The following is a 24,692-nucleotide window of genomic DNA, read 5'->3' as shown; positions in this document are numbered from 1 at the left end:
TGTGATCTGACGACCGATTAGCCGACCAGTTCGATGCCCGAGAAGAAGTAGGCGATCTCAACCGCGGCAGTTTCCGGTGCGTCCGAACCGTGGACCGAGTTTTCACCGACCGATTCAGCGAACTCGGCGCGGATGGTGCCAGGTGCTGCGTCTGCAGGGTTGGTTGCGCCCATGACTTCGCGGTTCTTTGCAATGGCACCTTCGCCTTCGAGAACCTGAACAACAACAGGGGCCGACGACATGAATTCGCACAGTTCGTCATAGAACGGACGCTCGGCGTGCACGTCATAGAACTTGCCTGCTTGAGCTTTGGTCATGTGGATGCGCTTTTGCGCAACGATGCGCAGGCCAGCTTCTTCGAACTTGGCATTGATCTTGCCAGTCAGGTTGCGGCGGGTTGCATCGGGTTTGATGATCGAGAATGTGCGTTCCAGTGCCATATTGGCCTCTCCTTGACTTAAGGGCGCGATCCTCGCGCCGAAATCCATCGCGCGCCGCCTAACATGGTATTTGTCTCATGAAAAGCGTTATGATCGTTTATCGCTCAGATCGCCTCAGGCAGTGGGTCGGTACGATCCAACCGGCGGACATAGAGCACTGCCAAAAGACCAGCAAAGCTGCTGCCGCACATCATGCTCAGCACCAGATATGGCCCATTTTCAGGGCTTACAAACGTCCCGGTCATCATGGTCAAGACAGCCCCCAGTGCCACAATCAAGGCGCCTGATAATCCAGCCGCGCTGCCGGCTAGTTTCGGACGTACCGACATCACCCCGGCCGAGGCATTTGCATTGGTCAAACCATTTCCGAAACCAACGCAGATGGCGGATCCAAAAAACACCCAGACCGAGCCCATATTGCCGATGAACAGCAGCAGCCCGCAAAATGGCCCAACCGACGCCACTACCCGACCGAACAAGATCATTGTCGTCAGCTGGGTGCGCTTTGCGATGCGCCCGGTGACAAAGTTGCCGACCATAAACCCGCCCGTGATGATACCGATGCCCAGACCCAGCATTGCTGGGCTCAGGTCGAACCAGGCTGCGGCGACCAGAGGCGCGCCGGTGATAAAACTAAAAAAACCGCCGATGGAGAACGCGGCGCATAAGGCGTAACCCCAGAACCTACGCGCGCGGAACAAATGCGGGTATTCCCGCATCTGCGCCGCGAAAGTCGACGAGCGGTTGGTGTTGGTTTCACCCATGTCAGCCCAAAGCAGCAACAGCACCCCTGCCCCAAGCAGCGAATACAGCACGAACCCGGCCCGCCAACCAAAAAGCATATCCAGCGCGCCACCTAGCATTGGCCCAAGCATCGGTGCCAGTGCCATGGCCATTGCGACATAGCCCAGCTTGCTGGCGGCCTCGTTTGGTGGATATCGGTCGCGGATCGAAGCACTCGACAGCACCGGCCCGGCCACCACCGCCGCCTGAATCATCCGAAACGAAAGGAAAACCCAGATTGACTCGGCTAAAACGCATCCAATTGATGCGGCGACAAATATGACCATCGCGATCAACAAAACCGGCCTGCGCCCGTAGCGATCCGACAGCGGCCCGACGATCAACTGCAAGACCGCCGAGACAAATAGGTACCCTGCGACGGCCACGTTCATCAGGCCATAATCCACGCCGAAATCTTCGCTCATATGCGCCAGCGACGGAAGGAACATGTTCAGTGTCAGAACCGAGAGCGCCGTTGCAAAGATCAGCGTAATCAGGGTTGGAGGAGATTGAGCCGCACGCATATCGAAACCGTTTGGAAGACGAACCGGAACAGCGCTAACACATTGCTTCTGGCTTGAACATGGTGACCTCTGGCGGCGTCTTGGATGCTCTGATAAGAGCGCCTCATGCTACGGATCGATAACATCACATACGCCGTTGAAGGGCGTCCTCTGTTCGACGGGGCCAGTGCGACCATTCCCGATGGCCACAAGGTCGGCCTTGTCGGGCGCAATGGTACCGGAAAGACGACGCTCTTTCGGTTGATCCGGGGCGAGCTGTCGCTGGAATCAGGCAATATATCCCTGCCAAAACGCGCGCGGATCGGGGGCGTGGCGCAGGAAGTGCCGTCCTCGGATGTCTCGCTGATCAACACGGTTCTGGCCGCGGATGTGGAACGCAGCACATTGATGGCCGAAGCAGACAGCGCAATAGATCCGGACCGAATTGCTGAAATCCAGACACGGCTGGCTGATATCGACGCATGGTCGGCTGAGGCTCGGGCAGCCTCAATTCTCAAAGGACTGGGCTTTGACGATGAGGATCAGCTGAAACCCTGTTCGGATTTCTCGGGCGGATGGCGCATGAGGGTAGCGCTGGCGGCCGTACTGTTTTCGCAGCCTGACCTGTTGCTGTTGGACGAACCGACCAACTATCTGGACCTTGAAGGTGCGTTGTGGCTTGAAAGCTATCTGGCCAAATACCCTCACACCGTCATCATCATCAGCCACGACCGGGGGTTGTTGAACCGCGCCGTCGGATCAATTCTGCATCTCGAAGATCGCAAACTGACTTATTACGCGGTTCCCTACGACAAGTTTGCCGAACGTCGCGCTGAACGTCTGGCACAAGCAGAGTCGGAAAACGCCAAGGCCAAGGCCCGCATCGCACATCTGCAAAGTTTCGTGGATCGTTTCCGCTATAAGGCGTCAAAGGCCGTTCAGGCCCAGTCTCGTTTGAAGATGATCGAGCGCATCCAACTGGTTTCAACTCCGCAAGAGGCGGCTTTGCGCGCCTTTTCATTCCCCGAGCCAGAAGAACTGTCGCCACCGATCATTCAACTTGAAGGAGGGGTAACCGGTTATGGTGAGACCGAGGTTCTGCGACGACTGAACCTGCGTATTGATCAGGATGATCGGATCGCTCTGCTGGGCAAGAATGGTCAGGGCAAGTCAACCCTTTCAAAACTGCTATCTGACCGCCTACCCCTGATGGCGGGTAAAATGACCCGAAGCTCCAAGCTGCGCATCGGCTATTTCGCGCAGCATCAGGTAGATGAGCTGTATGTGGACGAAACACCATTGGATCACCTGCGCCGCCTGCGCCCGAATGAGGCGCCCGGCAAGTGGCGCTCGCGTCTGGCGGGGTTCGGATTGAACGCGGATCAGGCGGAAACGTTAGTCGGGCGTCTTTCTGGCGGGCAAAAAGCGCGTTTGTCGCTGCTGATCGCTACCATCGACGCGCCGCATATGCTGATCCTTGACGAACCGACGAACCATCTGGACATCGAAAGCCGCGAAGCGCTGGTCGAAGCGCTGACTGCCTATTCCGGCGCGGTCATCTTGGTCAGCCACGACATGCACCTACTGTCGCTTGTCGCTGATCGGCTATGGCTGGTCTCGGATGGCACCGTGAAGCCATTCGATGGCGATCTTGAGGCCTATCGCGCTCTTTTGCTGGCCCGCGAGAAACCGGTCAAAGATAAACTACAGGCGCCCAAACCCAAACGTGCGTCACGCGAGACCGTATTGGCCCTGCGTGCGGATCTGCGCAAATGCGAAGACCGGGTCGAGAAACTGACCGATATGCACGACAAGCTTTCTGCCAAGCTGGCCGATCCGGCGCTTTATGAAGATGACCGGATCAACGATCTGGAAACCTGGAACCGCAAATTCGCCGAGGTGGTCGAAGCCATGCAAAAGGCCGAAGCCCTATGGGTTGCCGCCGCAGAACGGTTGGAACAGGCAGAGAGCGCAGCATGATCGACATGGCCTTTTTCATAACGGCTTTCACCACGATGTTTGTGGTGATCGACCCTTTCGGAACCACGCCAATTTTCGTTGCCTTGACGCAGGACATGGATGCGGCCACACGCCGTAAGATTGCCATTCGCAGCTGCCTGACCGCGGTTTTCATCCTGATCGCCTTTGCCGCTTTTGGTGAAGCAGTTCTTGGATTCGTCGGCATCTCGATGGAAGCCTTCCGCGTTGCAGGTGGCGCGCTTTTGTTTCTGACTGCGCTGGACATGCTGTTCGACCGCCGTACCAAACGCCGCGAGGACCGCGCCGAGGAAGAAGATCATTCTGACCCTTCGGTTTTCCCCCTGGCCATACCCCTGATCGCGGGCCCTGGATCGATCGCAACAATCATTCTTTTGGCCGGACAAAACCCGGGCGTCCCTGGGATCGCAGCGGCCTGCGCTGTTATGCTTGCCGTCATGTTGGTTGTATTTGTGTTCTTTCTGGCCGGCGGCATGATCGCCCGTATTCTCGGTAAAACCGGGCTGAACGTGCTGACACGGCTGCTGGGTATGCTGCTGGCTGCACTGTCGGTTCAGTTCATTCTTGATGGCCTCAAAGCCTTTGGTTTCGCCTCTTGAAACACCATATTGGTATGAGAAAACTGATTTCGGGTGATTGAATGGACGGCTACGATATTGGGCGATTGACCTATCTGGTTTTGCTGGGTGCGGCCCTGTTGATGTGGTTTATCACTCAGAACCGTCAGTCTTTGGGCAAAACCATGCAGCAGGTCGCGGCTTGGGTGTTTATCTTTATCGGTGTCATTGCCGTTGTCGGATTGTGGGATGACATCCGTTCAACCGTCAGCCCGACCCCGCAACTGACCGTAACTGATCAGCGGATTGAAGTGCCCCGCTCTTATGATGGACACTACTATTTACCAATGCTGGTGAATGGCACAGCGGTGACCTTTCTGGTCGATACCGGGGCCAGCAATATCGTCATCAGCCCGAAAGATGCCGAACGAATTGGAATCGATACGGATCAATTGAACTATCTCGGCCGCGCCTCGACGGCCAATGGCATTGTGCGTACGGCGCCGGTTCGGCTGGACAGCCTGTCTTTGGGTCCCATCACCGATCGCGGTATCCTGGCCTCGGTCAATGAAGGCGATCTGGGTCAATCCTTGCTAGGGATGGCGTATCTGCACCGCTTTTCGAACATCCAGTTCGCAGATGGGCGTCTAATCCTGTCGCGTTGACCGCATTCCCCAATTGAGAACAAAATGAGAACATGCTAATTTGATCAGCATGTCCACCAATCTTCTTGGCCGCAAGCCCGCGCGCACCCCACCCGGGGTGGCCCTGCACCCACAGATCAGTCTGCAACTGGCCCGTGTACACGAAGCCTGCGGCCCTGCCCGGCGTAGCTTTGCTCTGTGGGTGGCGGGGCAGACTCAAGGGCCAGTGATGTGGATTGCCCCGGCTTGGGAGGTGGCGCAGCTGCATCCCGAGGGCATGCTGCCTTTTGCCGATCCGTCCCGGTTTCTGCTGATCCGCCCTGACAAACCCGAAGACCTGTTGTGGTGCATGGAAGAAGCCTTGCGCAGCGGTGCCGCCCCGTTGGTCATTGGCGATTTGCCCGGCCCGCCGGGTCTGACCCCGGTCCGGCGGATGCATCTGGCTGCCGAACAGGGCGGCATATCGGGACAGGCTCCGCTGGGGCTATTGCTGACGCCTGACGATGGTGGCGCACAGGGGATTGAGACGCGCTGGCATATGGCGCCCACCTATCGGGACGAGGCCTGCAGTTGGTGTCTGACCCGCCGCCGCGCCCGCGCCCTGCCCCCGGCCAGTTGGCACGTGACGCGGGCCGCTCCTCATTCCGGACTGCAGCTAAAGCAGATCAAATCCGAAGACGCCCCGATGATCACATAACTTGTGACTGGCCAAAACCGGACTTGCCCCCTAGCGTGCCGGCATGACACACCCGATCCATGACAGCCGATATTCCTGGCTTCGCCTGCTGATCACCCTGGCCATCGCAACCGTGGTCAATGTGGGCATGTGGGCTGTGATCGTCGTCATGCCCGCCATCGAGGCCGAGTTTGGCGCAGACCGAGCCGCGGCGTCGATGCCCTATACGCTCGCCATGATCGGCTTTGCCTTCGGCAACATGTGGCTAGGCAAGCTGGTGGACCGACTGGGCGTGACAATGGCGTTGATCGGCGCCGCTGTGCTGAGCGCGGTAAGCTATCTGCTGGCAACCCTTGCGCCGAATATCGCGCTGCTGTCGGTTGCGCATCTTCTGCTGGGGCTCGGTACGTCAATCGGATTTGGACCACTGATCGCCGATATCTCGCATTGGTTCATGCGCAGGCGAGGGATTGCCGTGGCACTGGTGGCCAGTGGCAACTACCTGTCTGGCGCGATATGGCCCACGCTGCTGTCGGGCATTCTGCAGCGCGACGGGTGGCAGCAGGTTTATCTGAGTCTCGCCGTCATCACCCTGGTCGCCGTCATTCCTCTGTCCCTGCTTTTGCGCAGACAGGTCCCCGTCGAGGCGCACGGCACGGCAGCAGCGGCAGCACAGGTCAAAGCACAAAGCGTCGGCTTTTCACCCCGCGCCCTGCAGTACATCCTTGGGTTGGCTGGTATCGGCTGCTGCGTGGCCATGTCGATGCCCCAGGTCCATATTGTCTCCTATTGTGTGGGCTTGGGCTATGGCCCGGCCGTTGGGGCCGAGATGCTGTCTCTGATGCTGTTGGGCGGCGTGGTTAGCCGCATCATCTCGGGGCTTGTCGCGGACCGGTTGGGAGGGCTTTCAACACTGCTGATTGGCTCGGTCCTGCAATGTATCGCTCTGTTCCTGTTTCTCCCTTATGATGGGATGGTTTCGCTTTATGTCGTCAGCATGCTATTCGGGCTGGCCCAGGGTGGTATCGTCCCCAGCTACGCGCTGATTGTACGTGAATATATGCCCCCGCAAGAGGCCGGTGCGCGCGTGGGTTTTGTCATGATGATGACTATCCTCGGCATGGCTCTGGGTGGTTGGATGTCGGGCTGGATCTATGACGTGACTGGCAGTTATCAGCTTGCTTTCATCAATGGCATCCTTTGGAACGGGCTGAACATCGCAATCGTGCTGATGCTCATGAAACGCTCGCGCCCGCGCGGTCGCACGGCGATGGCATGAGGAACCTTACCCGACGCAGCCTGATTGCAAGCCTTTGCGCGTTACCAATGGCACGGGCAGCGATGGCCGCCCTCACCCCATATGCGCTGGCAGCATCGCGCAGTTCCGTTGGCTTCACCTATGATTTGTCCGGCGCGCTTCAGACGGGCACGATGCCAGTACAGTCGGCCCAAATTCTGATTGATACCAATCGCTTGCAAAACAGCCGGGTCGATGTCGTGCTGGACGTGGCCCGGGCGCGGACGAACCTACCATTTGCCCGAGGTCCGATGTTGGGAAAAAGTGTGTTGAACGCTGCCCAATACCCCACCATCCGTTTCATCACGACTAAGATTCAGCTGGGACCCACTGGCCGTATCTCGGAAGGTGCAACCGTGACCGGCGATCTCACAGTGCGCGGTATCACGCGTCCGGTGACTTTGAGCGCCAACCTGTATCGGAGACCGGGAAGCGCGGTGGATGATTTGGACACCCTGTCCATCCGGCTAGAGGGGGCGATCAATCGAAATGAGTTTGGCGCGTCTGGATATCCTGGTCTTGTACAACCCACGATCGGCCTGGACATCCACGCCGAAATCATCCGGCAGGATTAACCACAAAAAGGCAAAAAACGACGTCAGGGCGTCGATTAGGCGCGCGCATTTCGTAGCGACAAGGTCAAGTTGCACCTATCATGCGTACGATCATTTCATTTGCCGCCCTCTTTCTTTCGGTCATTCTGCTGCAGCTCTCAACGGGCGGTGTCGGTCCGCTGGATGCAATCTCGGGGCTGACGCTTGATTTTTCGACCGAACAGATCGGTCTGCTGGGGTCATCGCACTTTATCGGGTTCTTTGTTGGTTGCTGGTGGGCTCCGCGGCTTATGGGCAGTGTCGGGCACTCGCGCGCATTTGCGGTCTGCACCGCTTTGGGCGCGATGGGGTTGCTGGGGCATACGCTGACTGAAAACCCTTATGTCTGGGCCGCTCTGCGTATCGCATCGGGAACCTGTGTGGCCGGGTGTTACACCGTGATCGAGGCTTGGCTTAACGCCAAGGTCACCAACGAAACTCGTGGGCGCGCGATGGGTACGTATCGTATCGCCGATATGGGGGCCTCGCTTTGTGCACAGCTTATCATTGCTGTTCTGCCACCCGCCTCTTACGTTTCATACAACCTGCTTGCGATCCTATGCTGTGCATCGATCTTGCCGCTGGCCCTAACTCGCGCCAGCCAACCCAAGACACCGGACACCCCGCGCCTGCGCCCCAAGCTGGCCTGGCACAGCTCACCACTGGCTGTGGCGGGCGTTATCGTGGCTGCGCTCAGTTCGGCATCATTGCGCATGGTCGGCCCGGTATACGGTCAGGAGGTCGGACTGGGCGTAGATCAGATTGCATTCTTTCTGGCCTCTTTCGTTCTGGGCGGCGCACTGGCCCAGTACCCCTTGGGTTGGCTCGCAGACAAGTATGATCGACGCTGGGTGCTGATCTGGCTATCCGTGGCAGCGGTGCTAAGCTGCGGTGTCACGATGTTGGCTAGCGGAACTGGAACGGTCGGCGTTATGCTGGCCGCCGGGTTCTTTGGCCTGACCACGTTTCCGATTTTCTCGGTTTCCTCGGCGCATGCGAATGATTTTGCCACGACCGAACAACGCGTTGAATTGGCAGCGGCCTTGATGTTCTGGTACGCGCTGGGGGCGATTGCATCGCCCTACATCTCATCCACGTTGATCCAGCAATTCGGCCCTGGAGCCCTGTTTGCTTTTGTTGCATTGGGTCATGTGTTTCTTATTGTTTTTGGCCTCGCCCGTATGCGCTCGCGCCCGACGCCCGAGAAACGGACGAATTATGTCTATGCTCCGCGCACATCCTTTACCATCGGCAGGCTGCTCAAGGGTTCTCGCGAAAAGCAATGAAAAAGGGCCGGGAAATCCCGGCCCTTCTGTTTTACTGCTGGACCGCTGGCCCATGGCCCTCGACCACGTCGACCACCTCATCTGGGTCCACGGTGCTCTCAAGCGCACCGTTCACCACGCCCCCGACGCCGTTCTCCATGGACAAGCCAAGCTCTTCGCCCAGTTTCTTGAGCGCTGGCATCTGCACGGCCATTCCCATGATCGAATCCAACGCCTGATTGACAACCGGCTTTTCACCGCTTGAAACACCACCACCATTGGCAGCTCCGATCCCACCAACCTGATGGATTTTGATCGAGTCGATTTTTTCGGCCGGTTTGACCATTTCCGAGATGATCGAGGGCATGGTTTCAATGCGGGTCAAGTCGACCTTCATCCGGATCTGCTCAGGTGACAGGGCATTGTCGGCCTCTACGATCGCACGCTTACCTTCCGCCTCGGCCAGCATGTCGTTCTTCTTGGCCTCGGCGCGAATGTTCAACGCGTCTGCTTCGGCCTGCGCTTCCTCGCGGCGGGCTTCGGCGCGATCTGCGGCGGCCTCTTTCTCGGCCTGCGCTGACAAACGGATCGCGGTGGCCTGACGTTCGGCCTCACGGGTGGCTTCAATCAGAACAATCTGCTTCTGGCGCTCGGCCTCGGCCACTTCGCGCGCCGTAGCCACGGCTTCGGTTGCTTTGGTCGCCTCGGCTCGAGCCAGATCGGCGGATGCGCGCGCGCGGCTTTCCTCTTCGGATTTCTGCGCGATGATGATCTGGCGTTCCTGTTCCGCGACTTCGATCTCACGCTCTTTGGCGATCTCGGCATCGCGGATTTTGCGCTCGCGCTCAATCTCGGCGGAACGAATGGCCTCTTCACGGGCAATCCGGGCGCGTTCGGTTTCGCGTACCGAGTCTTCAGTTCGCGCTGCGATCTCCGCCTCTTGCGCCACACGAAGAGTTTCCACCTTCTGCGCCTGCTCGATGCGCGCCTGCTGTTCGTCCTGTTCGATCAGCAACTTCTGACGCTCCGCTTCCATCGCCGCACGACGCACCTCAACCTCGGCCTCGGCGTCGATCTGCGCGCGTTCTTTTTTGGATATGGCGATCACCTCGGCCAGCTTACGCATACCCACGGCGTTAAAGGCGTTATTCTCGTCCAGAGCCTCGAACGGGGTCTGGTCCAGCGCAGTCAGCGAGACGGACTCCAGCGAAAGACCGTTCTTAAGCAGGTCCTCGGACACCGCATTCTGCACCTCTTGCACAAAGTCGGCGCGGTTTTCATGCAGACCGTCCATGGTCATCTGAGCGGCCACAGCGCGCAGACCGTCGATCAGCTTGCCTTCGATCATCTCACGTAGTTGCTCGACGTCAAAGGTGCGATCACCCAGCGTTTGCGCGGCGCGTGCGATGCCCTCTTCAGTCGCCATCACCGAGACGTAGAATTCGACACCCACGTCGACACGCATCCGGTCTTTGGTGATGAGCGCGGCCTCACCGCTGCGCTGCACCTCAAGGCGCAGAGTCTTCATGTTGACCGGGCTGACTTCGTGCAGCAACGGTACGATGATGACGCCGCCATCCATGATGACCTTTTTGCCACCCGCGCCGGTTTTCACCAGGCTGATCTCGCGCGTGGCGCGTCGATAAAGGCGGCCAAGTACAAGGCCTATGAACAAGAGTACGGCTAAAATAGTCACAACTGTAACGGCCAGGAATGATAGTTCCATGCAATATCCTCCGGATTGGGGTTAAGATTTTTTGGTTAAACTGACATGCGAACCAGAACGAACCGGTCGCGCCGTCGATCACGCAGAACAAGGACTTCTGTTCCCTGCTCCAGCGCATCTTTGTCCTGCAACGGCTCTGCGCGCAGGTAGTGCGTGTTGCCAAAGCGATCCATGACGCGGACTTCGGCTGGACGGCCTCGCGATGCGATACCCTGAGTGATCACGCCACGGCGGCGGGCCAGCATCCGTTCCGACATCGCTTCGGTTTCGGTTTTGGGCAGGAGGCGAGCGAAGACACCACCAAAGCCACGTGCGAACCATAGGCCGAACACTCCGGCCGGAATCGCGGCCAACCATGCAGGTAAGTCAAAGCCCAGCAGATCACGCAGCGCCAGTTGCAGGCCTATGCCACTCAGGCCGAAACCAGCCAGCAGCACAACGAGCCAGATCATGAATGGCATCTTGCCAATGCCCAACCAGCCAAACGGGCCGACGGGCGTAGCCGCAGGCACATCGGTTTCAATTTCGGCCAGTTCCAAGTCACCCAGATCGATGTCGGCGTCGATATCCAGATCAAAGTCGGCGATGTCCAGATCGGGCGCGCCGACCATGTCCAGATCAACCTCGCCCTCGCCTGCCAGAAGACTTCCCCCGAAAACCAATGCGATCAGTTCAAGGCCCAGAAGACCGAACAGAAGCGCAAGCGCCAAGGTAAAGGGCACAAATGCGCCCTCTAGTAAAAAGTCAAACATCAGCAGATTGCCCTCGTTATTGTATACTTTTGTATACATTTTAAATGGGAAGTCATTGCTACAATTTCAAGAGGTTGTGATTCTGTGTTTCAACCTGAGGTTATTTAAATTCAAATATCTGGTACAATCTGCAACCATGACATTAAGCTCAATTTCTTTCGCCCGAGCGAAACGTATCACCTGTTCACACCTGCTGGAGTAATTCTCTAATCGGTGGGCTTTGGCGGTGGTGCCGGGATCATTTCATCCAGGATTGATCCCGCCTCATATCCCAGCAGGTCAACCCGCATCCGTTCCGGGTCTCCGAACACCCATGCACCAACATGCCTCTGCATTCGAACGTATCCGGCGTATCCAGCCAACGCGTCAATCCCATGAGCGTTCTCAGCGAACAGAACCTGCCCGGCAGCAACCTTTTCCGGCATCACGCGCTGTAGGTACAGTAGCACGACATTGACGTCTTTGACGCTGGAGCCGCCGTGATGCACGACATACATCTTGGTCCACTCCTCTTCGCTTATGGCTGCGCGTGCGTCGGACACGGCGGAATGAAGTGCGTTCAACTCCGCACGTGAAGATTTCTCCATATTCTCTGCCCAGATGGGCCGCATGTCGTTGATCACCTGCGAAACCGCTTCACGTGTGATCTGATCCTTGTCGAGTGCACCTTGAGCAAATGCCCGGGCTGTTTCGAGCATTTTGCGCTGGCTCGCCAAGTCGCCCTCGGTCATGCCCAGTTCGCCCAATGTCGCAAGAAATACATCTATCTCATTGATGATAATTGCAAACTCCGCCTTCCAGCGCTCATCATCGGTATTATCATCAGGCCATGGAGTCACCGCCCCGATCAATCCCAACACAACATGCGACGTGGACTTCAGATGTTGATAGGTTGGCGCATCCCTTGGATAGCCCGCCTCTCCGTCTTCGGTCATGACTGTGACATCACGTGCGATAATCATGACGGGCCGGGTTTCAGCCGTCAGCGCATCCTGGCCACGGTGAAAGATCGAGAGCATAGCGTGGTCAAAAGCATGCACCGGATCATCTGTGGCGCTCTGGTCGGCGATGGCGCTGGCGGTAAATACAATAGCTGCAACGGCGGCACAGCAGCCCATCCATAAACTCTGCATAATGAAATTCCCCCTAAGCTGGGTTCTCCTGATCATCATACACCATTGGTACGCACGGGGCGAAATCGCTGACGAACGCGACACAAACTCGCGGGAATGCACGAAGTCGCGTAGTAATACCCGTTAAATTCAAGCGGGTATGAATGCGGGCTTTTGCTTACTGGCCACATAAGGTAGACGGGCGCGCAGACAGATACGTGGAAGCGCATTATGGCCCGAATTCTCATCACCTCGGCGATCCCTTACATCAACGGGATCAAACATCTCGGCAACCTGATCGGCTCGCAATTGCCTGCCGATCTGTACGCTCGCTATCAGCGCGGCCGGGGCAATGAGGTCATGTTCCTGTGTGCAACCGACGAGCACGGCACCCCGGCCGAGCTGGCCGCCGCCAAAGCGGGCAAACCTGTGGCTGAATATTGCGCTGACATGTACGCAGTACAGGCCGATATCGCCAAGCGCTTTGGCCTGAGCTTTGATCACTTTGGCCGCTCGTCCAGCGATCAGAACCGTAAACTGACCCAGCATTTCGCTGGCAAACTGGATGAAGCCGGGCTGATCCGGGAAGTCAGCGAAAAGCAGGTTTATTCCAACGCCGATGGCCGTTTTCTGCCCGACCGCTATATCGAAGGCACTTGCCCCAATTGCGGTTACGAGCGCGCGCGCGGCGACCAGTGCGAAAATTGTACCAAGCAGCTAGACCCGACCGACCTGATCGAGCCCCGCAGCGCGATCAGCGGCTCGACCGATCTTGAGGTGCGTGAGACCAAGCACCTGTATTTGCGTCAATCCGCAATGAAAGATCAGTTGGACGCGTGGATCGACAGCAAGACAGACTGGCCGATCCTGACAACCTCGATCGCCAAGAAATGGTTGCATGATGGCGACGGCCTGCAGGATCGCGGCATTACCCGCGATCTGGATTGGGGTGTACCAGTCAAGAAAGGTGATCAAGATTGGCCCGGCATGGAAGGCAAAGTCTTCTATGTCTGGTTCGATGCCCCCATTGAATACATCGCCTGCGCCAAGGAATGGGCCGACGCCAATGGTAAGTCTGATGCCGATTGGGAACGTTGGTGGCGCACCGACAAAGGCGCAGAAGATGTGCGTTACGTTCAGTTCATGGGCAAGGACAATGTGCCCTTCCACACCCTGTCTTTCCCGGCCACCATTCTGGGATCGGGCGAGCCCTGGAAGATGGTCGACCACCTGAAATCATTCAACTACCTGAACTATGACGGTGGCCAATTCTCGACCTCACAGGGCCGTGGCGTGTTCATGGATCAGGCGCTGGACATTCTGCCCGCCGACTACTGGCGCTGGTGGCTGTTGAGCCATGCGCCAGAAAGCAGCGACAGCGAGTTCACATGGGAGAACTTCCAGCAGTCGGTGAACAAAGATCTTGCGGATGTTCTGGGTAACTTTGTCAGCCGGATCACTAAGTTCTGCCGCTCGAAATTCGGTGAAGCAGTGCCCGAAGGTGGTGCGTATGGCGAACGTGAACAGACCCTGATTGCTGAGCTTAATAGCCGAGTACGTGCCTACGAAGGCCACATGGAAGCGATGGAAGTGCGCAAATCCGCGCAAGAGCTGCGAGCGATCTGGGTCGCGGGCAACGAGTATCTGCAGGCTGCCGCACCATGGTCTACCTTTAAGGAAGATCCTGTGCAGGCTGCGGCGCAGGTGCGGCTGGGGCTGAACCTGATCCGCCTCTATGCAGTTCTGAGCGCGCCGTTCATTCCCGATGCGTCTGCAAAAATGCTTAGTGCGATGAACACACTCAATACCAGCTGGCCCGACGATATCGATGCCGCGCTGTGCGCCCTGCCCGCTGGCCATGAATTTTCGGTTCCCGACGTGCTGTTTGCCAAAATCACGGACGAACAGCGCGAAGACTGGCAGAATCGGTTTGCGGGAACGCGTGAATAACAACAAAATTCGATTTATGAATGCCGCAGCGGAGCCCTGAAGCCTCTCCGCTGCTGGTTTTTGGCAGAGAAAATTCGCCCGCCCCTATTGTCATCGGGCAGGTAAACGCCTGCGGATGCAGGCTAAGTCTGCAGACTGGAAAGAAATTTCGGGTCGATTCTTGCCAACGCATTACCTCAACACGCTTGAGAAACTGCGTCAAACCCGCCATCCTGCCTATAAAATCAATCGACTCATCCGGGGGTTTCTGTTGCCCGGTTGTGCAATCTTTACTTTGAACGAGGCGCCAACATGTCCCTTGCATTTAAGAAGCCAGCACTCCGCCCACGCGGCTATTTCAGGGCACTAGGCGTTTCTGCCGCTTTGTTTGCATGTTCCAGCCTGCCTCAGATAGCGGTCGCGCAGGATCAGGGTGATGCCCCTGCGCCCAAGGTGTCGATCGCCGCAGCTTATACCGAAGAGATCACCGATCAGGCCACCTTCATTGGACGGGCCGAGGCAATCGACAAGGTCGATATTATCGCGCGCGTCAGTGGTTTCCTGGACAGCCAGAACGTCGACGATGGCTCTCCGGTGAATGAGGATGACCTGCTATTCACGATCGAACCTGATCTTTACGAAGCCACGCTTGAGGCGCGTAAAGCCGATCTGGATCGGGCGCAGGCAAACCTTGAACTGGCCAAAGTCGATCTCGCCCGCAAGGAAGAGCTGTATAAGCGCGACGCTACACCGGAATCAGAACGTGACATTGCCCGAGCCAATGAACTGGTCGCCGAGGCCGAGGTCAAAGCCGCCAATGCAGCGATCCAACAGGCCGAGCTTGATCTGAGCTACACACAGATCCACGCCCCGTTTTCGGGCCGCATCGGCCGCGTGGAAACCAGTGTCGGTGATGTTGTGGGCCCCAACAATCCGCCGCTTGTCACCCTGGTCAGCGAAGCCCCCATCTATGTGAATTTTTCGTTGAATGAGAAGCAGTTCACGTCGGTTCTTGAACAATTTGGCGAAGACCCGGCCACGCTAGCTGAAAGCAGCCAAAGCCCGAATGTTCATGTGACTCTGCCGAACGGTACTGAGCTGGATGAAACCGGTGAAATCATTTTTGTCGACAACCGCATAGATCCGCTGACCGGCGCCATTACGATCACGGCTCAATTCGACAATGCCAAGCGTCTGCTCGTTGATGGTGCCTTCGTGAACGTTCAGATCGAAGCGCTTGAGCCGACGCTGCAGGTATTGATCCCTCAAGCAGCGCTGCAGCGTGATCAGCGCGGCGAATTCGTTCTGGTCGTCAATGACAAGCAGATGGTTGAACAACGCTATATCACAACCGGAGATACCGTGGATTCGGCGATTATCGTCACAGATGGCCTGCGCGAAGGCGAAAGCGTCATCGTCGAAGGCCTGCAACGCGTGCGCCCCGGCGTCGCCGTTGATGCAGTCGTTGCGTCCGAGCAGCCGGAGAATAACTGATGTTCTCAGCCCTGTTTATCAGCCGGCCCAAGCTGGCGCTTGTCATTTCGCTGGTCCTGACCATTTTGGGCGGGATCGGTTATCTGGTTCTGCCGGTTGCGCAGTTTCCCGATATCACGCCGCCGGTGGTCAGCGTAACGGCCACCTATACAGGTGCAAATGCCGAAACCGTGGAAAACACCGTGGCCGCCCCGATCGAGGCGCAGGTCAACGGTGTGGACGACATGATCTACATGACGTCGACCTCATCGGATAACGGTTCGTATTCGTTGAACGTTACGTTCGAGGTGGGCACCGACCCCGATATCGCCTCGGTCAACGTACAGAACCGTGTGGCACAGGCGATGGCATCGCTGCCGTCCGAAGTGACTTCATCCGGTGTTGTCACGCAAAAAGCGTCAACCAACATGTTGTTGCTGGTCACGCTGACCTCGCCCAATGGCACATATGACAGTGTGTTCCTGTCGAACTATGCCTCAATCAACTTGAAAGACGCTCTGGCGCGGGTTCAGGGCGTGGGTAAAGCGGATGTTCTGACCAATCTGGAATACGCCATGCGGATCTGGATGGATCCGGACAAGATGGCCGCGCTGTCAATCACTCCGGGTGATGTGATCAATGCCATCCGCGAACAGAATATCGAAGTCTCTGCGGGCTCAATCGGGTCGCCTCCTGTGCCTGAAGGACAAACCTTTCAGTACACGATCAAGACCAAAGGCCGCCTGACCTCGGCCGATGAATTCGGAGATATTGTAATCCGTACAGGCGAAGCCGGTGCGATTGTGCGCGTCAAAGACATTGCGCGGGTTGAATTGGGGGCGCAGTTCTATTCCGCCTCGGGCTATTTCGAAAGCGTTCCTGCGACCGTTATCGGCATCTATCAGGCCCCCGGCGCAAACGCCCTTGCGGTGTCCGAACGTGTTGAGGCCGAACTTGAGCGCCTGTCACGATCCTTTCCCACTGATGTCGAATACGATGTTCCATTCAATACGACGGATTTCGTGGAACAGTCGCTCAATGACGTGGTCTCGACCCTCATCCTGACATTCATATTGGTGATCACAGTTGTGTTCATCTTCCTTGGCAGTTGGCGGGCGACGATCATTCCAGCGGTGGCCATTCCGGTTTCATTGATCGGGACATTTGCCTTCCTGCTGGCTTTTGGCATGTCGCTGAACACGATCTCTCTGTTCGCGCTTGTGCTGGCCATCGGGATCGTTGTGGATGACGCGATCGTTGTGGTGGAAAACGTCGAGCGTATCATCGCCGACGAAGGCCTTTCCCCTGCCGAGGCAACCCGCAAGGCCATGGGCCAGATCACCGGCCCTGTCATCGCAACCACGCTGGTGCTTCTGGCCGTGTTCGTGCCGGTGACGTTCATGCCCGGCATATCCGGGCGATTGTATTCGCAGTTTGCCGTCACGATCTCGACCGCTGTTGTGATCTCGTCGATCAACGCGTTGACCTTGTCTCCGGCATTGTGCGGGTTGGTCTTGCAGCCACGCTCAGGGCCACCCAAAGGGCTGCTGGCTGTGTTCGAGAAATTTATCGGCGGCATGCGCAGCGGCTATGTCGCCATTGTGCGAAAGCTGTTGATCCTGCCCGTCATTTCGCTTGGGATCATTGCGGCGTTCGCAGCAGGCACTGGGACCATTATGGGCAACACGTCCAAAGGGTTCATTCCGCTGGAAGATAATGGATATCTGTTCGTCGATATCCAGCTTCCCGACGCGGCGACGCTTGAACGGACCGAGGCGGTTTCTGCGCGGATCGATGAACAGATTCAACAGATCTCCGGCGTATCCAGTACCGTTCTGGTCAATGGGTTCTCGCTGTTGAACGGGACCACTACCAATGGCGCAGCCATCTTTGTCAACCTGACCAACTGGGAAGAGCGGCAGGAACCCGAGCTCAGCGCGGATGCGATCCTGAACCAGGTTCTGGCGATTGCATATGGTGAGTCTGCCGCATCGATTGTTGCGTTCAACCCGCCACCCATTCAGGGCCTTGGTATGTCTGCAGGGGTTGAAATGGAAGTGCAGCAGACCGGTGGCGGCTCGCCGCAGGATCTGGCCTCGGCCGTTGGGTCTTATGTCTATGCCGCAAACCAGCGGCCTGAGATTGCGCAAGCCTATACCACTTTCCGCGCGAACGTGCCGCAATTGTTTGTCGATCTGGATCGGGAAAAGGCCAAAACCCTGCAAGTCTCGGTGGCCGAGATTTTCCAGACCATGCAAGCGCAGCTTGGCTCGTATTACGTAAATGACTTCAACCTGTTTGGTCGTGTCTACCGCGTGATGATCCAGGCCGAAGGCTCGTACCGGAATAAAGTCGACGATATCTCAGAGCTATATGTGCGTTCCAACAAGGGTGAGATGGTACCGCTGGGCACGCTGATCGATATCGAGAACGTGCTGGGTCCGGTCCTGCTAAAGCGGCATAACCTGTTCCGCTCGGCCACTGTAACAGCGGTTCCGGCACCGGGGCTCTCCACCGGGGACGCCATCAATGTCATGACCGAGGAGTCGGCGACCGCCCTGCCCCCCGGCTATGCCTATGAATGGACCGGAACGGCGCAGCAGCAGCTGGCCTCGGGCGGTCTGGTCGTGGTGATCCTTGGGTTGGCGATCCTGTTTGGGTACCTGTTCCTTGTCGGCCAATATGAAAGTTGGACGATGCCCGTTTCGATCCTAATGTCGGTGACCGTGGCCTTGTTCGGTGCCGTCGCAGCGGTGGCGATCGTTGGCAGCGACATCAACCTCTACACGCAGATCGGGATGATCATGCTTGTCGGGCTTGCGTCAAAGAACGGGATTCTGATCGTCGAATTCGCGATGGAGCAAAGGGCCAAGGGGCTGTCAATTAAGGAGGCCGCGGCAGAAGCCGCATATCAGCGTTTCCGCGCTGTGATGATGACCGCCCTGTCCTTCCTTTTGGGTGTGGTTCCCTTGCTGGCCGCGAACGGCGCCGGAGCTGCCAGCCAGAAGGCCATCGGCGTCGCCGTGTTCGGCGGCATGCTGGCTGCGACGCTGTTCGGGGTCATTCTGGTTCCCGTCCTGTACGCTGTGATGCAGAGCCTGCGCGAGTGGGTCAAAGGCAGCAAGAACGATCCGGAACCGTCAGAGGAAGCTGCGTAGGGCCGGCATTGAAATCGCAAAACGCCCCGCACATCTGCGGGGCGTTTCTTTTTTTGTACGGGTCGTCTGATCCGCGCTAGTCAGTTAACCGTTTGGCCATCCAGTCGTCTATCCGGCTGATCTGCTCGAGGCTGAGCCTTAGACCCAGCTTATTGCGCCGCCACACAACATCCTGAGCGGTGCGCGCGTATTCCTTGTCCATCAGCCAAACCAGTTCGGCCTCGGTCAACGTCGCGCCGAAATCGTCACCCAGATCGCTCTGATCTTTTGCCGGACCCAGAAGGTCCCAGGTCTCGGTGCCATAGGCCCGGATCAATCGACGAGCCCAAAAATCGGTCAGGAACGGGTACTCCGCTATCAGTTTCCCGATCAAATCCTGCACGCCGTCGACCGGAAAATCCCCGCCGGGCAAAGGGACGCCTGCGGTCCATGGTCCGCCAAGATCTGGGAAATGTTCTCCAATCTTCTCCAGCGCGCTTTCCGCGAGGCGTCTGTAGGTGGTGATTTTACCACCAAAGACATTCAACACCGGAGCCCCGCTCTCGGCATCAACTTTAAGCGTGTAATCGCGGGTAGCCGCCGTGGCACTGCTTGCGCCGTCATCATATAGCGGACGGACGCCTGAATAGGTCCAGACAATATCTTCACGGGTAACGGGCTTCGCGAAGTATTTCGATGCGAAAGCGCACAGATACTCCTGCTCGGCCTCGGTACATACCGGAGGCTCGGAGGGGTCAGAATGATCCTGATCCGTGGTTCCGATCAAGGTAAAATCCTGCTCGTACGGGATCGCAAAGATGATGCGCCCGTCTTCGCCCTGAAAGAAATAGCACTTGTCATGGTCAAACAGCTTGGGTGTCACGATATGGCTGCCACGCACCAGACGGACGCCTTCTCGGGAATTGACCCGGATCTTGGTCTGGATGATGTCACCTACCCAAGGTCCGCCCGCATTGATCAACATCTTCGCAAGGACGGTTTCGGTCTTGCCGCTATCCCGATCCCGGATCGTAACCTGCCACAGTTCATCGATCCGCTCAGCCGAAAGAACCTCGGTCCTGACCATGATCTTGGCACCGCGTGCCTCGGCATCGCGGGCGTTCAAAACCACCAGCCGCGAATCCTCGACCCAGCAGTCCGAGTATTCATAGGCGGTTTCAAATTTGTCTTGCAGCGGAGCCCCCTCGGGTGCCGCGCGCAGGTTCAGCGAACGTGTACCCGGCAGGATTTTGCGACCGCCCAGATTGTCATACAAAAACAGGCCAAGCCGTATTAGCCAGGCAGGACGACGCCCGCGCATCCATGGCATCACCGTACTGAGCAACCGTGAGGTCGGCGTTTCAGAGTCAAAACGCATATCGGCGTGATAGGGCAGCACGAAACGCATGGGCCAACTGATATGGGGCATAGCGCGCAGTAAGGTCTCGCGTTCGACCAGCGCTTCACGCACCAAACGAAATTCAAAAAATTCCAGGTACCGTAGCCCGCCATGAAACAGTTTGGTCGAGGCTGACGACGTCGCCGAGGCCAGATCGTTCATTTCAGCCAAGGTGACCGATAGGCCCCGACCTGCCGCATCACGTGCGATACCGCACCCATTTATACCCCCGCCGATCACAAAAAGATCGGTAACTTGGCTGCTGTCCGATGACATATCCAATTGATTCCCCAACGTGGCAGTTTCAAGCGCATTAGCAGTATGATGGTTCGTATCGTCAACTTTATTTTTCGATATTGTTCGTTTTTAGCTGAAACAACGAATATTAATAAGTGCAACTAACGAATTCCCTTGCTTAACCGCAAAATTAGAACAAAAACGAAAACACCGGAACTCAGGACCGCCCATGTCACTATCATTTCGCCAATCGGACATTCTTTTAATCGCCGAGCAAGAGGGCCGCGTTACTGTCGAAGGACTGGCCGAGCGCTTTCAGGTGACGGTTCAAACCATTCGCCGTGACCTGACTGAACTGTCAGAAGCTGGTAAGTTGGATCGGGTTCACGGGGGTGCCGTTCTGCGTTCTGGCGTTTCTAATATTGGATACGAAGACCGGCGCGCCCTGAACCATGAAGCCAAGACACGCATCGCTGAACGCTGCGCGGCCGACATCCCCGAGGGCAGCTCGATCTTTATGAACATAGGCACCTCGACCGAGGCCGTTGCCCGCCAATTGCTGAAACACAAAAACCTAATGGTCGTGACCAACAATATGAACGTCGCCAATATCCTGGCCGATAACCCCGATTGCCAGATCGTCGTTGCAGGCGGTGTGCTGCGCAGATCAGATAGTGGGTTGGTCGGGAATCTTGCGGTCTCGACCATCCGCCAGTTCAAATTCGATCACGCGATTATCGGCTGTTCCGCATTGGATGCGGATGGGGATCTAATGGATTTCGATCTCCAAGAAGTACTGGTCAGTCAAACTATCATTGAACAAGCCCGGCAGATCAGCCTAGTAGCGGATGCTTCAAAGTTTCAGCGCACCGCGCCCGCACGCATCGCCTCATTATCCGATGTTGATATGGTTTATACCGATCTACCGCTACCCGGCGACCTCCATCAGAAGTGCATAGATTGGAACACCAAAATTATTGAATGCTGATACATCCTTCCGATCAGCCAGAAAGTGATTGATTAGCTGGACAACAGCGCCCGAGGATGGAACAGTTTCCAACAACAGGAGGCGCGAGCATGGGACTTTTGGGGCAGCCGCTGGGCTACTATGACTATCTGACATTTGTGGCACTTATCTTGCTGCTGGCAGCGGTGATGGCGTTGTTTCTATTCATAATGGGCCTGCCCGGACGTATCGCGATCAAACGCAATCACCCCCATGCCGAAGCGGTCAAGATCATGGGATGGATGGGATTTTTAGCGATTGTCCCTTGGGTGCATGCCTTTATCTGGGCGTTTCACGACGGCGTCACCGTCGACATGCGCCGCGGCCCTGATGAAGAACGCAAGGCCATAAGGGATGAAATCAAGCGTCTGGGAGGCACCGTCAAACCGGAATACCAGGACCCACTTGATACCGACGAAACAAAGCAAGCCTAAGGCCAAAGGAATTCAGCACTCATGTTCGTCGCCCTAGGCATCACGCTTTTCTACATTATTTTTGTCTGGTTCATCTTCTTCAAGGTGCAATGGCTGAAATTCAACATCATGTGGGGGATCGTCTCATTCTGGGTCGGCGCTCATCTGCTGCTGATCTTTTTGGTCGCGCTGCGCTTCTTTCAACCCTTTTCCGTCGACAGCCACGTCGTGCGCTCCACCATCCAGATCGTCCCGCGCCTGACACAGCCCACAATCCTGTCCGAGGTTTTGGTCGAGCCCAACACCTGGGTCACTAAGGGCGATCCGCTGTATAAGTTCGACGACACGGTGTTTTCGCTGGCCGTGGACAAGGCGAATGCACAGCTGGTGGCGGCGCAGCAAAACGCGAAGATCCTTGAACAGGATGTCATCGCCGCTGGTGAAGCGGTCGAACGCGCAAACGCGCAGTTGGCCTATGCGCTGACCGAGCAAGCGCGATACGAGAATCTCGTTCCCGCCGGAGGTGCCCGTCAGGATGAACTAGACCGCTGGAACGAACAGGTCGCGGAAGATCAGGCGAAGATTAAGGAAGCTCAGGCCAATCTTGAGAAGGCCAACCTTGCGTTGGATTCGCAGATCGACGGCGTGAATACCGGCATTATTGAGGCTGAGGCGCAGCTGGCCGAGGCCGAGTATTTTCTCGACAACACAACGATCTATGCCCCCGAAAATGGCATGATCGTTTCGCAACAGGCCCGCCCGGGGATGGTTGTGGGGGAAATTCGTCTGGGTGCCATTGCCAGCTTTGTCACCGAAGAAGACCCCTATATTCTAGCCACTTTCCGCCAGCAGAACCTGAAATTTGTCGAGGTCGGCCAACCAGTCGAAGTTGCTCTGGACCTCTATCCCGGAGAAATTCTGACCGGCAAGGTTGAGGCGGTCTGGTGGGCTACACGTCAGGGCCAATACTTGCCCTCAGGCCGCCTGCCCGGCTTTGAGCTGCCAAAACTGCCCGGTCGGATCGCTGTTCAGATCTCGGTCGATGTGCCTGAGGGGCATACTTTTCCTGCAGGTGGCCACGCTGCGGTGGCGATTTACACCGGCATGGGAAAAAGCTTTGAATTTCTGAGGCGCATCAACATTCGCCTCTATTCCTTCGCCAACTTCATCCGGCCACTGGATATCTGAGGATGCGTACGATGACACTCCGCCGGTTGTTAGGCACTGCCCTTTGCGCCGTTACCCTCACCGCCTGTACGCCAGTGGGGCCTGATTTTGTGCGCCCCAACTCTCCGGTCGTGAAGCAATGGATGGAGGTCAACAACCCCAGCGCGGGCCAGAGCGGCCTGACCTCACGCAGCGCTCCGGTTGTGCGCTGGTGGGAAACGTTTAATGATCCGACGCTGAACAAGCTGATCGCCGAAGCCTATGCGCAGAACCTGACCTTACAGGTCGCAGGTGCCCGCGTACTTCAGGCCCGCGCGCAGCTTGGTATCGCATTCGGAGAGCTCTACCCGCAATCGCAGGCCGTGGGCGGTTCGCTCCAACGCCGACAGATCAGCGACAATCTTGGGCCGATTTCGGACATCCGGCGGATTATTCCCTTGGACACCGAATTCTCGACTTCGCAAGTTGGGTTTGATGCGCAATGGGAACTGGACGTATGGGGCCAGCAACGTCGCGGCGTACAGGCCGCGCGATCGAACCTGGCACTGCAGGTTGCTAATTATGACGACGCACTGGTCACGCTGACCGGGGACGTAGCGGCGCTTTATATCAACATCCGTTCGTTGCAAGAGGCTCTGCGCATCGCGCGGGAAAACATCACGATTCAGCAGGCATCGGCAGACCTCACTCAGCTGCGCTTCAACAACGGCGTTACAACCGAGTTGGATGTGCAGGAATCGACTGCCCTGCTCAACAACACCAAGGCACTCGTGCCTGAGTTGGAAAGCGATATCCAACAAGCCAAGAACGCACTGGCGGTTCTGTTGGGCAAAACCCCTTCCCAGATGACTGGCTTGATCGGCAATTCAGGCCGAATTCCAACAGGGCGCAGCAACGTGGCCGTTGGTGTGCCCGCCGAATTGCTGCGGCGACGGCCTGACGTCCGCGCCGCCGAGTTGGCGGCAGCCACCCAATCGGCGCAGGTCGGGATCGCGTTAGCTGATCTCTATCCGCAGTTCATTCTGTCGGGCGCGATCGGTTTGCAGGCCTCGGGTGGGCGCGATCTGTTCAGCACCAACAGCGCCACAGGATTGGCTAGCGCAGGCGTTGTCTGGAACGTCCTGAATTATGGCCGCATCAAGAACAATGTCCGCGCGCAGGATGCCGCCTATCAAGCGTTGATCGCCAACTATCAGAATACTGTTCTAACCGCGTATTCCGAGGTCGAAAGCGCGATGGTTGCTTACGCACAGGCGCGCAAACAGGTCACCTTTTATCAGCGCAGCGTCGAAGCTTCGCGCAAGGCGGCTGAAATCGCGGTCGATCAGTACCGAGACGGCATCGCCAGCTATTCGCGTATCCTGAACACGCAGACCGCGCTATTACGATCGCAGGCGAACCTGATCGAGGCCCGGCAGGAGGTCTCTTCGAATCTGGTCGCGATCTACAAAGGTCTGGGTGGTGGTTGGCAGATTCGGCAGAATCAGGAATTCCTACCCGAGACGGTGCTGGCCGAGATGGCCTATCGCACCGATTGGGGTGATCTGTTGGAGAAAACGCCAACACGCGCCAGCTTGAACTGAGG

General features: G+C 57.2%; 20 protein-coding genes. 14 read left to right on the top strand and 6 right to left on the bottom strand.

The window, feature by feature from the left end; translation table 11 throughout:
- Nucleotides 1-17: 17 nt before the first annotated feature.
- Together ndk and ACR0I1_RS01145 are read right to left on the bottom strand one after the other, a co-directional pair.
- The gene (gene ndk / locus ACR0I1_RS01150) at nucleotides 18-440 is read right to left on the bottom strand and encodes a nucleoside-diphosphate kinase (RefSeq protein ID WP_008757405.1); all 423 of its coding nucleotides are present in this window, start codon (nucleotides 438-440) and stop codon (nucleotides 18-20) included.
- A gap of 104 nt (nucleotides 441-544) precedes the next feature.
- A complete protein-coding gene (locus ACR0I1_RS01145; RefSeq protein WP_170405251.1) occupies nucleotides 545-1,747 on the bottom strand; it encodes a multidrug effflux MFS transporter in 1,203 nt (400 codons plus the stop codon).
- A 105-nt stretch (nucleotides 1,748-1,852) separates the two neighbouring features.
- On the opposite strand from ACR0I1_RS01145, the gene ACR0I1_RS01140 reads away from it, so the two are divergent.
- From ACR0I1_RS01140 to ACR0I1_RS01110, 7 genes are all read left to right on the top strand, one after another.
- On the top strand, nucleotides 1,853-3,706 hold the full coding sequence (locus tag ACR0I1_RS01140; protein WP_480704610.1) for an ABC-F family ATP-binding cassette domain-containing protein: 1,854 nt from the start codon (nucleotides 1,853-1,855) through the stop codon (nucleotides 3,704-3,706).
- A complete protein-coding gene (locus tag ACR0I1_RS01135) occupies nucleotides 3,703-4,323 on the top strand; it encodes a MarC family protein (RefSeq protein WP_170393323.1) in 621 nt (206 codons plus the stop codon). The genes ACR0I1_RS01140 and ACR0I1_RS01135 overlap by 4 nt, the downstream gene beginning before the upstream one ends.
- 41 nt (nucleotides 4,324-4,364) lie before the next feature.
- Nucleotides 4,365-4,946 (top strand): retropepsin-like aspartic protease family protein, encoded by a 582-nt coding sequence (locus ACR0I1_RS01130; RefSeq protein WP_480561666.1) that lies wholly within the window; start codon nucleotides 4,365-4,367, stop codon nucleotides 4,944-4,946.
- Nucleotides 4,947-4,995: 49 nt separating this feature from the next.
- Entirely contained in the window at nucleotides 4,996-5,622 is a 627-nt protein-coding gene (locus ACR0I1_RS01125; RefSeq protein WP_170421228.1) for a hypothetical protein, read from the top strand.
- Between the two features lie 43 nt (nucleotides 5,623-5,665).
- Nucleotides 5,666-6,880, top strand: coding sequence for an MFS transporter (locus ACR0I1_RS01120; RefSeq protein ID WP_170510795.1), 1,215 nt, complete (start codon nucleotides 5,666-5,668; stop codon nucleotides 6,878-6,880).
- Between the two features lie 47 nt (nucleotides 6,881-6,927).
- Nucleotides 6,928-7,473, top strand: coding sequence for a YceI family protein (locus ACR0I1_RS01115; RefSeq protein ID WP_480704608.1), 546 nt, complete (start codon nucleotides 6,928-6,930; stop codon nucleotides 7,471-7,473).
- Between the two features lie 80 nt (nucleotides 7,474-7,553).
- A complete protein-coding gene (locus tag ACR0I1_RS01110; RefSeq protein WP_170393328.1) occupies nucleotides 7,554-8,777 on the top strand; it encodes an MFS transporter in 1,224 nt (407 codons plus the stop codon).
- A gap of 31 nt (nucleotides 8,778-8,808) precedes the next feature.
- On the opposite strand, the gene ACR0I1_RS01105 is transcribed toward ACR0I1_RS01110, so the two are convergent.
- The 3 genes from ACR0I1_RS01105 to ACR0I1_RS01095 form a co-directional block, all read right to left on the bottom strand.
- Complete coding sequence (locus ACR0I1_RS01105) at nucleotides 8,809-10,482, bottom strand: flotillin domain-containing protein (RefSeq protein ID WP_170595861.1); 1,674 nt, start codon at nucleotides 10,480-10,482, stop codon at nucleotides 8,809-8,811.
- 35 nt (nucleotides 10,483-10,517) lie between these two features.
- Nucleotides 10,518-11,273, bottom strand: a complete 756-nt coding sequence (locus tag ACR0I1_RS01100; protein ID WP_480704606.1) for an OB-fold-containig protein — start codon at nucleotides 11,271-11,273, stop codon at nucleotides 10,518-10,520.
- A gap of 167 nt (nucleotides 11,274-11,440) precedes the next feature.
- Nucleotides 11,441-12,367, bottom strand: a complete 927-nt coding sequence (locus ACR0I1_RS01095; protein ID WP_480704605.1) for a hypothetical protein — start codon at nucleotides 12,365-12,367, stop codon at nucleotides 11,441-11,443.
- A 210-nt stretch (nucleotides 12,368-12,577) separates the two neighbouring features.
- On the opposite strand from ACR0I1_RS01095, the gene metG reads away from it, so the two are divergent.
- From metG to ACR0I1_RS01080, 3 genes are all read left to right on the top strand, one after another.
- A complete protein-coding gene (metG, locus tag ACR0I1_RS01090; RefSeq protein WP_480704603.1) occupies nucleotides 12,578-14,296 on the top strand; it encodes a methionine--tRNA ligase in 1,719 nt (572 codons plus the stop codon).
- 291 nt (nucleotides 14,297-14,587) lie between these two features.
- Complete coding sequence (locus tag ACR0I1_RS01085; RefSeq protein WP_170393332.1) at nucleotides 14,588-15,769, top strand: efflux RND transporter periplasmic adaptor subunit; 1,182 nt, start codon at nucleotides 14,588-14,590, stop codon at nucleotides 15,767-15,769.
- Nucleotides 15,769-18,906, top strand: a complete 3,138-nt coding sequence (locus tag ACR0I1_RS01080; RefSeq protein WP_480704601.1) for an efflux RND transporter permease subunit — start codon at nucleotides 15,769-15,771, stop codon at nucleotides 18,904-18,906. The genes ACR0I1_RS01085 and ACR0I1_RS01080 overlap by 1 nt, the downstream gene beginning before the upstream one ends.
- Before the next feature lie 76 nt (nucleotides 18,907-18,982).
- Here ACR0I1_RS01080 and glpD read toward each other — a convergent pair whose 3' ends face one another.
- Nucleotides 18,983-20,560 (bottom strand): glycerol-3-phosphate dehydrogenase, encoded by a 1,578-nt coding sequence (glpD, locus tag ACR0I1_RS01075; RefSeq protein ID WP_480704599.1) that lies wholly within the window; start codon nucleotides 20,558-20,560, stop codon nucleotides 18,983-18,985.
- Between the two features lie 190 nt (nucleotides 20,561-20,750).
- Here glpD and ACR0I1_RS01070 point away from each other — a divergent pair, with 190 nt between their 5' ends.
- From ACR0I1_RS01070 to ACR0I1_RS01055, 4 genes are all read left to right on the top strand, one after another.
- Nucleotides 20,751-21,509, top strand: coding sequence for a DeoR/GlpR family DNA-binding transcription regulator (locus ACR0I1_RS01070; protein WP_480704597.1), 759 nt, complete (start codon nucleotides 20,751-20,753; stop codon nucleotides 21,507-21,509).
- Nucleotides 21,510-21,598: 89 nt separating this feature from the next.
- Nucleotides 21,599-21,961: a DUF3302 domain-containing protein gene (locus ACR0I1_RS01065; protein ID WP_170393336.1), complete on the top strand. Its 363-nt coding sequence runs from the start codon at nucleotides 21,599-21,601 to the stop codon at nucleotides 21,959-21,961.
- A gap of 21 nt (nucleotides 21,962-21,982) precedes the next feature.
- The gene (locus ACR0I1_RS01060) at nucleotides 21,983-23,128 is read left to right on the top strand and encodes an HlyD family secretion protein (protein ID WP_170393337.1); all 1,146 of its coding nucleotides are present in this window, start codon (nucleotides 21,983-21,985) and stop codon (nucleotides 23,126-23,128) included.
- 11 nt (nucleotides 23,129-23,139) lie between these two features.
- Nucleotides 23,140-24,690, top strand: coding sequence for an efflux transporter outer membrane subunit (locus tag ACR0I1_RS01055; RefSeq protein WP_480704595.1), 1,551 nt, complete (start codon nucleotides 23,140-23,142; stop codon nucleotides 24,688-24,690).
- Nucleotides 24,691-24,692: the final 2 nt, after the last annotated feature.

It is taken from the genome of Ruegeria sp. B11 (genome assembly GCF_056539785.1).
Note: the sequence above shows the minus strand (reverse complement) of the source record. Positions and strands in the feature narration are given on the sequence as shown.

Coding starts and splice junctions, on each gene's coding strand:
- ACR0I1_RS01115 (WP_480704608.1), top strand. CDS start 6,928: ATGGCACGGGCAGCGATGGCCGCCCTCACCCCATATGCGCTGGCAGCA.
- ndk (WP_008757405.1), bottom strand. CDS start 440: ATGGCACTGGAACGCACATTCTCGATCATCAAACCCGATGCAACCCGC.
- ACR0I1_RS01100 (WP_480704606.1), bottom strand. CDS start 11,273: ATGTATACAAAAGTATACAATAACGAGGGCAATCTGCTGATGTTTGAC.
- ACR0I1_RS01120 (WP_170510795.1), top strand. CDS start 5,666: ATGACACACCCGATCCATGACAGCCGATATTCCTGGCTTCGCCTGCTG.
- ACR0I1_RS01060 (WP_170393337.1), top strand. CDS start 21,983: ATGTTCGTCGCCCTAGGCATCACGCTTTTCTACATTATTTTTGTCTGG.
- metG (WP_480704603.1), top strand. CDS start 12,578: ATGGCCCGAATTCTCATCACCTCGGCGATCCCTTACATCAACGGGATC.
- ACR0I1_RS01105 (WP_170595861.1), bottom strand. CDS start 10,482: ATGGAACTATCATTCCTGGCCGTTACAGTTGTGACTATTTTAGCCGTA.
- ACR0I1_RS01140 (WP_480704610.1), top strand. CDS start 1,853: ATGCTACGGATCGATAACATCACATACGCCGTTGAAGGGCGTCCTCTG.
- glpD (WP_480704599.1), bottom strand. CDS start 20,560: ATGTCATCGGACAGCAGCCAAGTTACCGATCTTTTTGTGATCGGCGGG.
- ACR0I1_RS01110 (WP_170393328.1), top strand. CDS start 7,554: ATGCGTACGATCATTTCATTTGCCGCCCTCTTTCTTTCGGTCATTCTG.
- ACR0I1_RS01145 (WP_170405251.1), bottom strand. CDS start 1,747: ATGCGTGCGGCTCAATCTCCTCCAACCCTGATTACGCTGATCTTTGCA.
- ACR0I1_RS01130 (WP_480561666.1), top strand. CDS start 4,365: ATGGACGGCTACGATATTGGGCGATTGACCTATCTGGTTTTGCTGGGT.
- ACR0I1_RS01125 (WP_170421228.1), top strand. CDS start 4,996: ATGTCCACCAATCTTCTTGGCCGCAAGCCCGCGCGCACCCCACCCGGG.
- ACR0I1_RS01055 (WP_480704595.1), top strand. CDS start 23,140: ATGACACTCCGCCGGTTGTTAGGCACTGCCCTTTGCGCCGTTACCCTC.
- ACR0I1_RS01070 (WP_480704597.1), top strand. CDS start 20,751: ATGTCACTATCATTTCGCCAATCGGACATTCTTTTAATCGCCGAGCAA.
- ACR0I1_RS01065 (WP_170393336.1), top strand. CDS start 21,599: ATGGGACTTTTGGGGCAGCCGCTGGGCTACTATGACTATCTGACATTT.
- ACR0I1_RS01085 (WP_170393332.1), top strand. CDS start 14,588: ATGTCCCTTGCATTTAAGAAGCCAGCACTCCGCCCACGCGGCTATTTC.
- ACR0I1_RS01135 (WP_170393323.1), top strand. CDS start 3,703: ATGATCGACATGGCCTTTTTCATAACGGCTTTCACCACGATGTTTGTG.
- ACR0I1_RS01080 (WP_480704601.1), top strand. CDS start 15,769: ATGTTCTCAGCCCTGTTTATCAGCCGGCCCAAGCTGGCGCTTGTCATT.
- ACR0I1_RS01095 (WP_480704605.1), bottom strand. CDS start 12,367: ATGCAGAGTTTATGGATGGGCTGCTGTGCCGCCGTTGCAGCTATTGTA.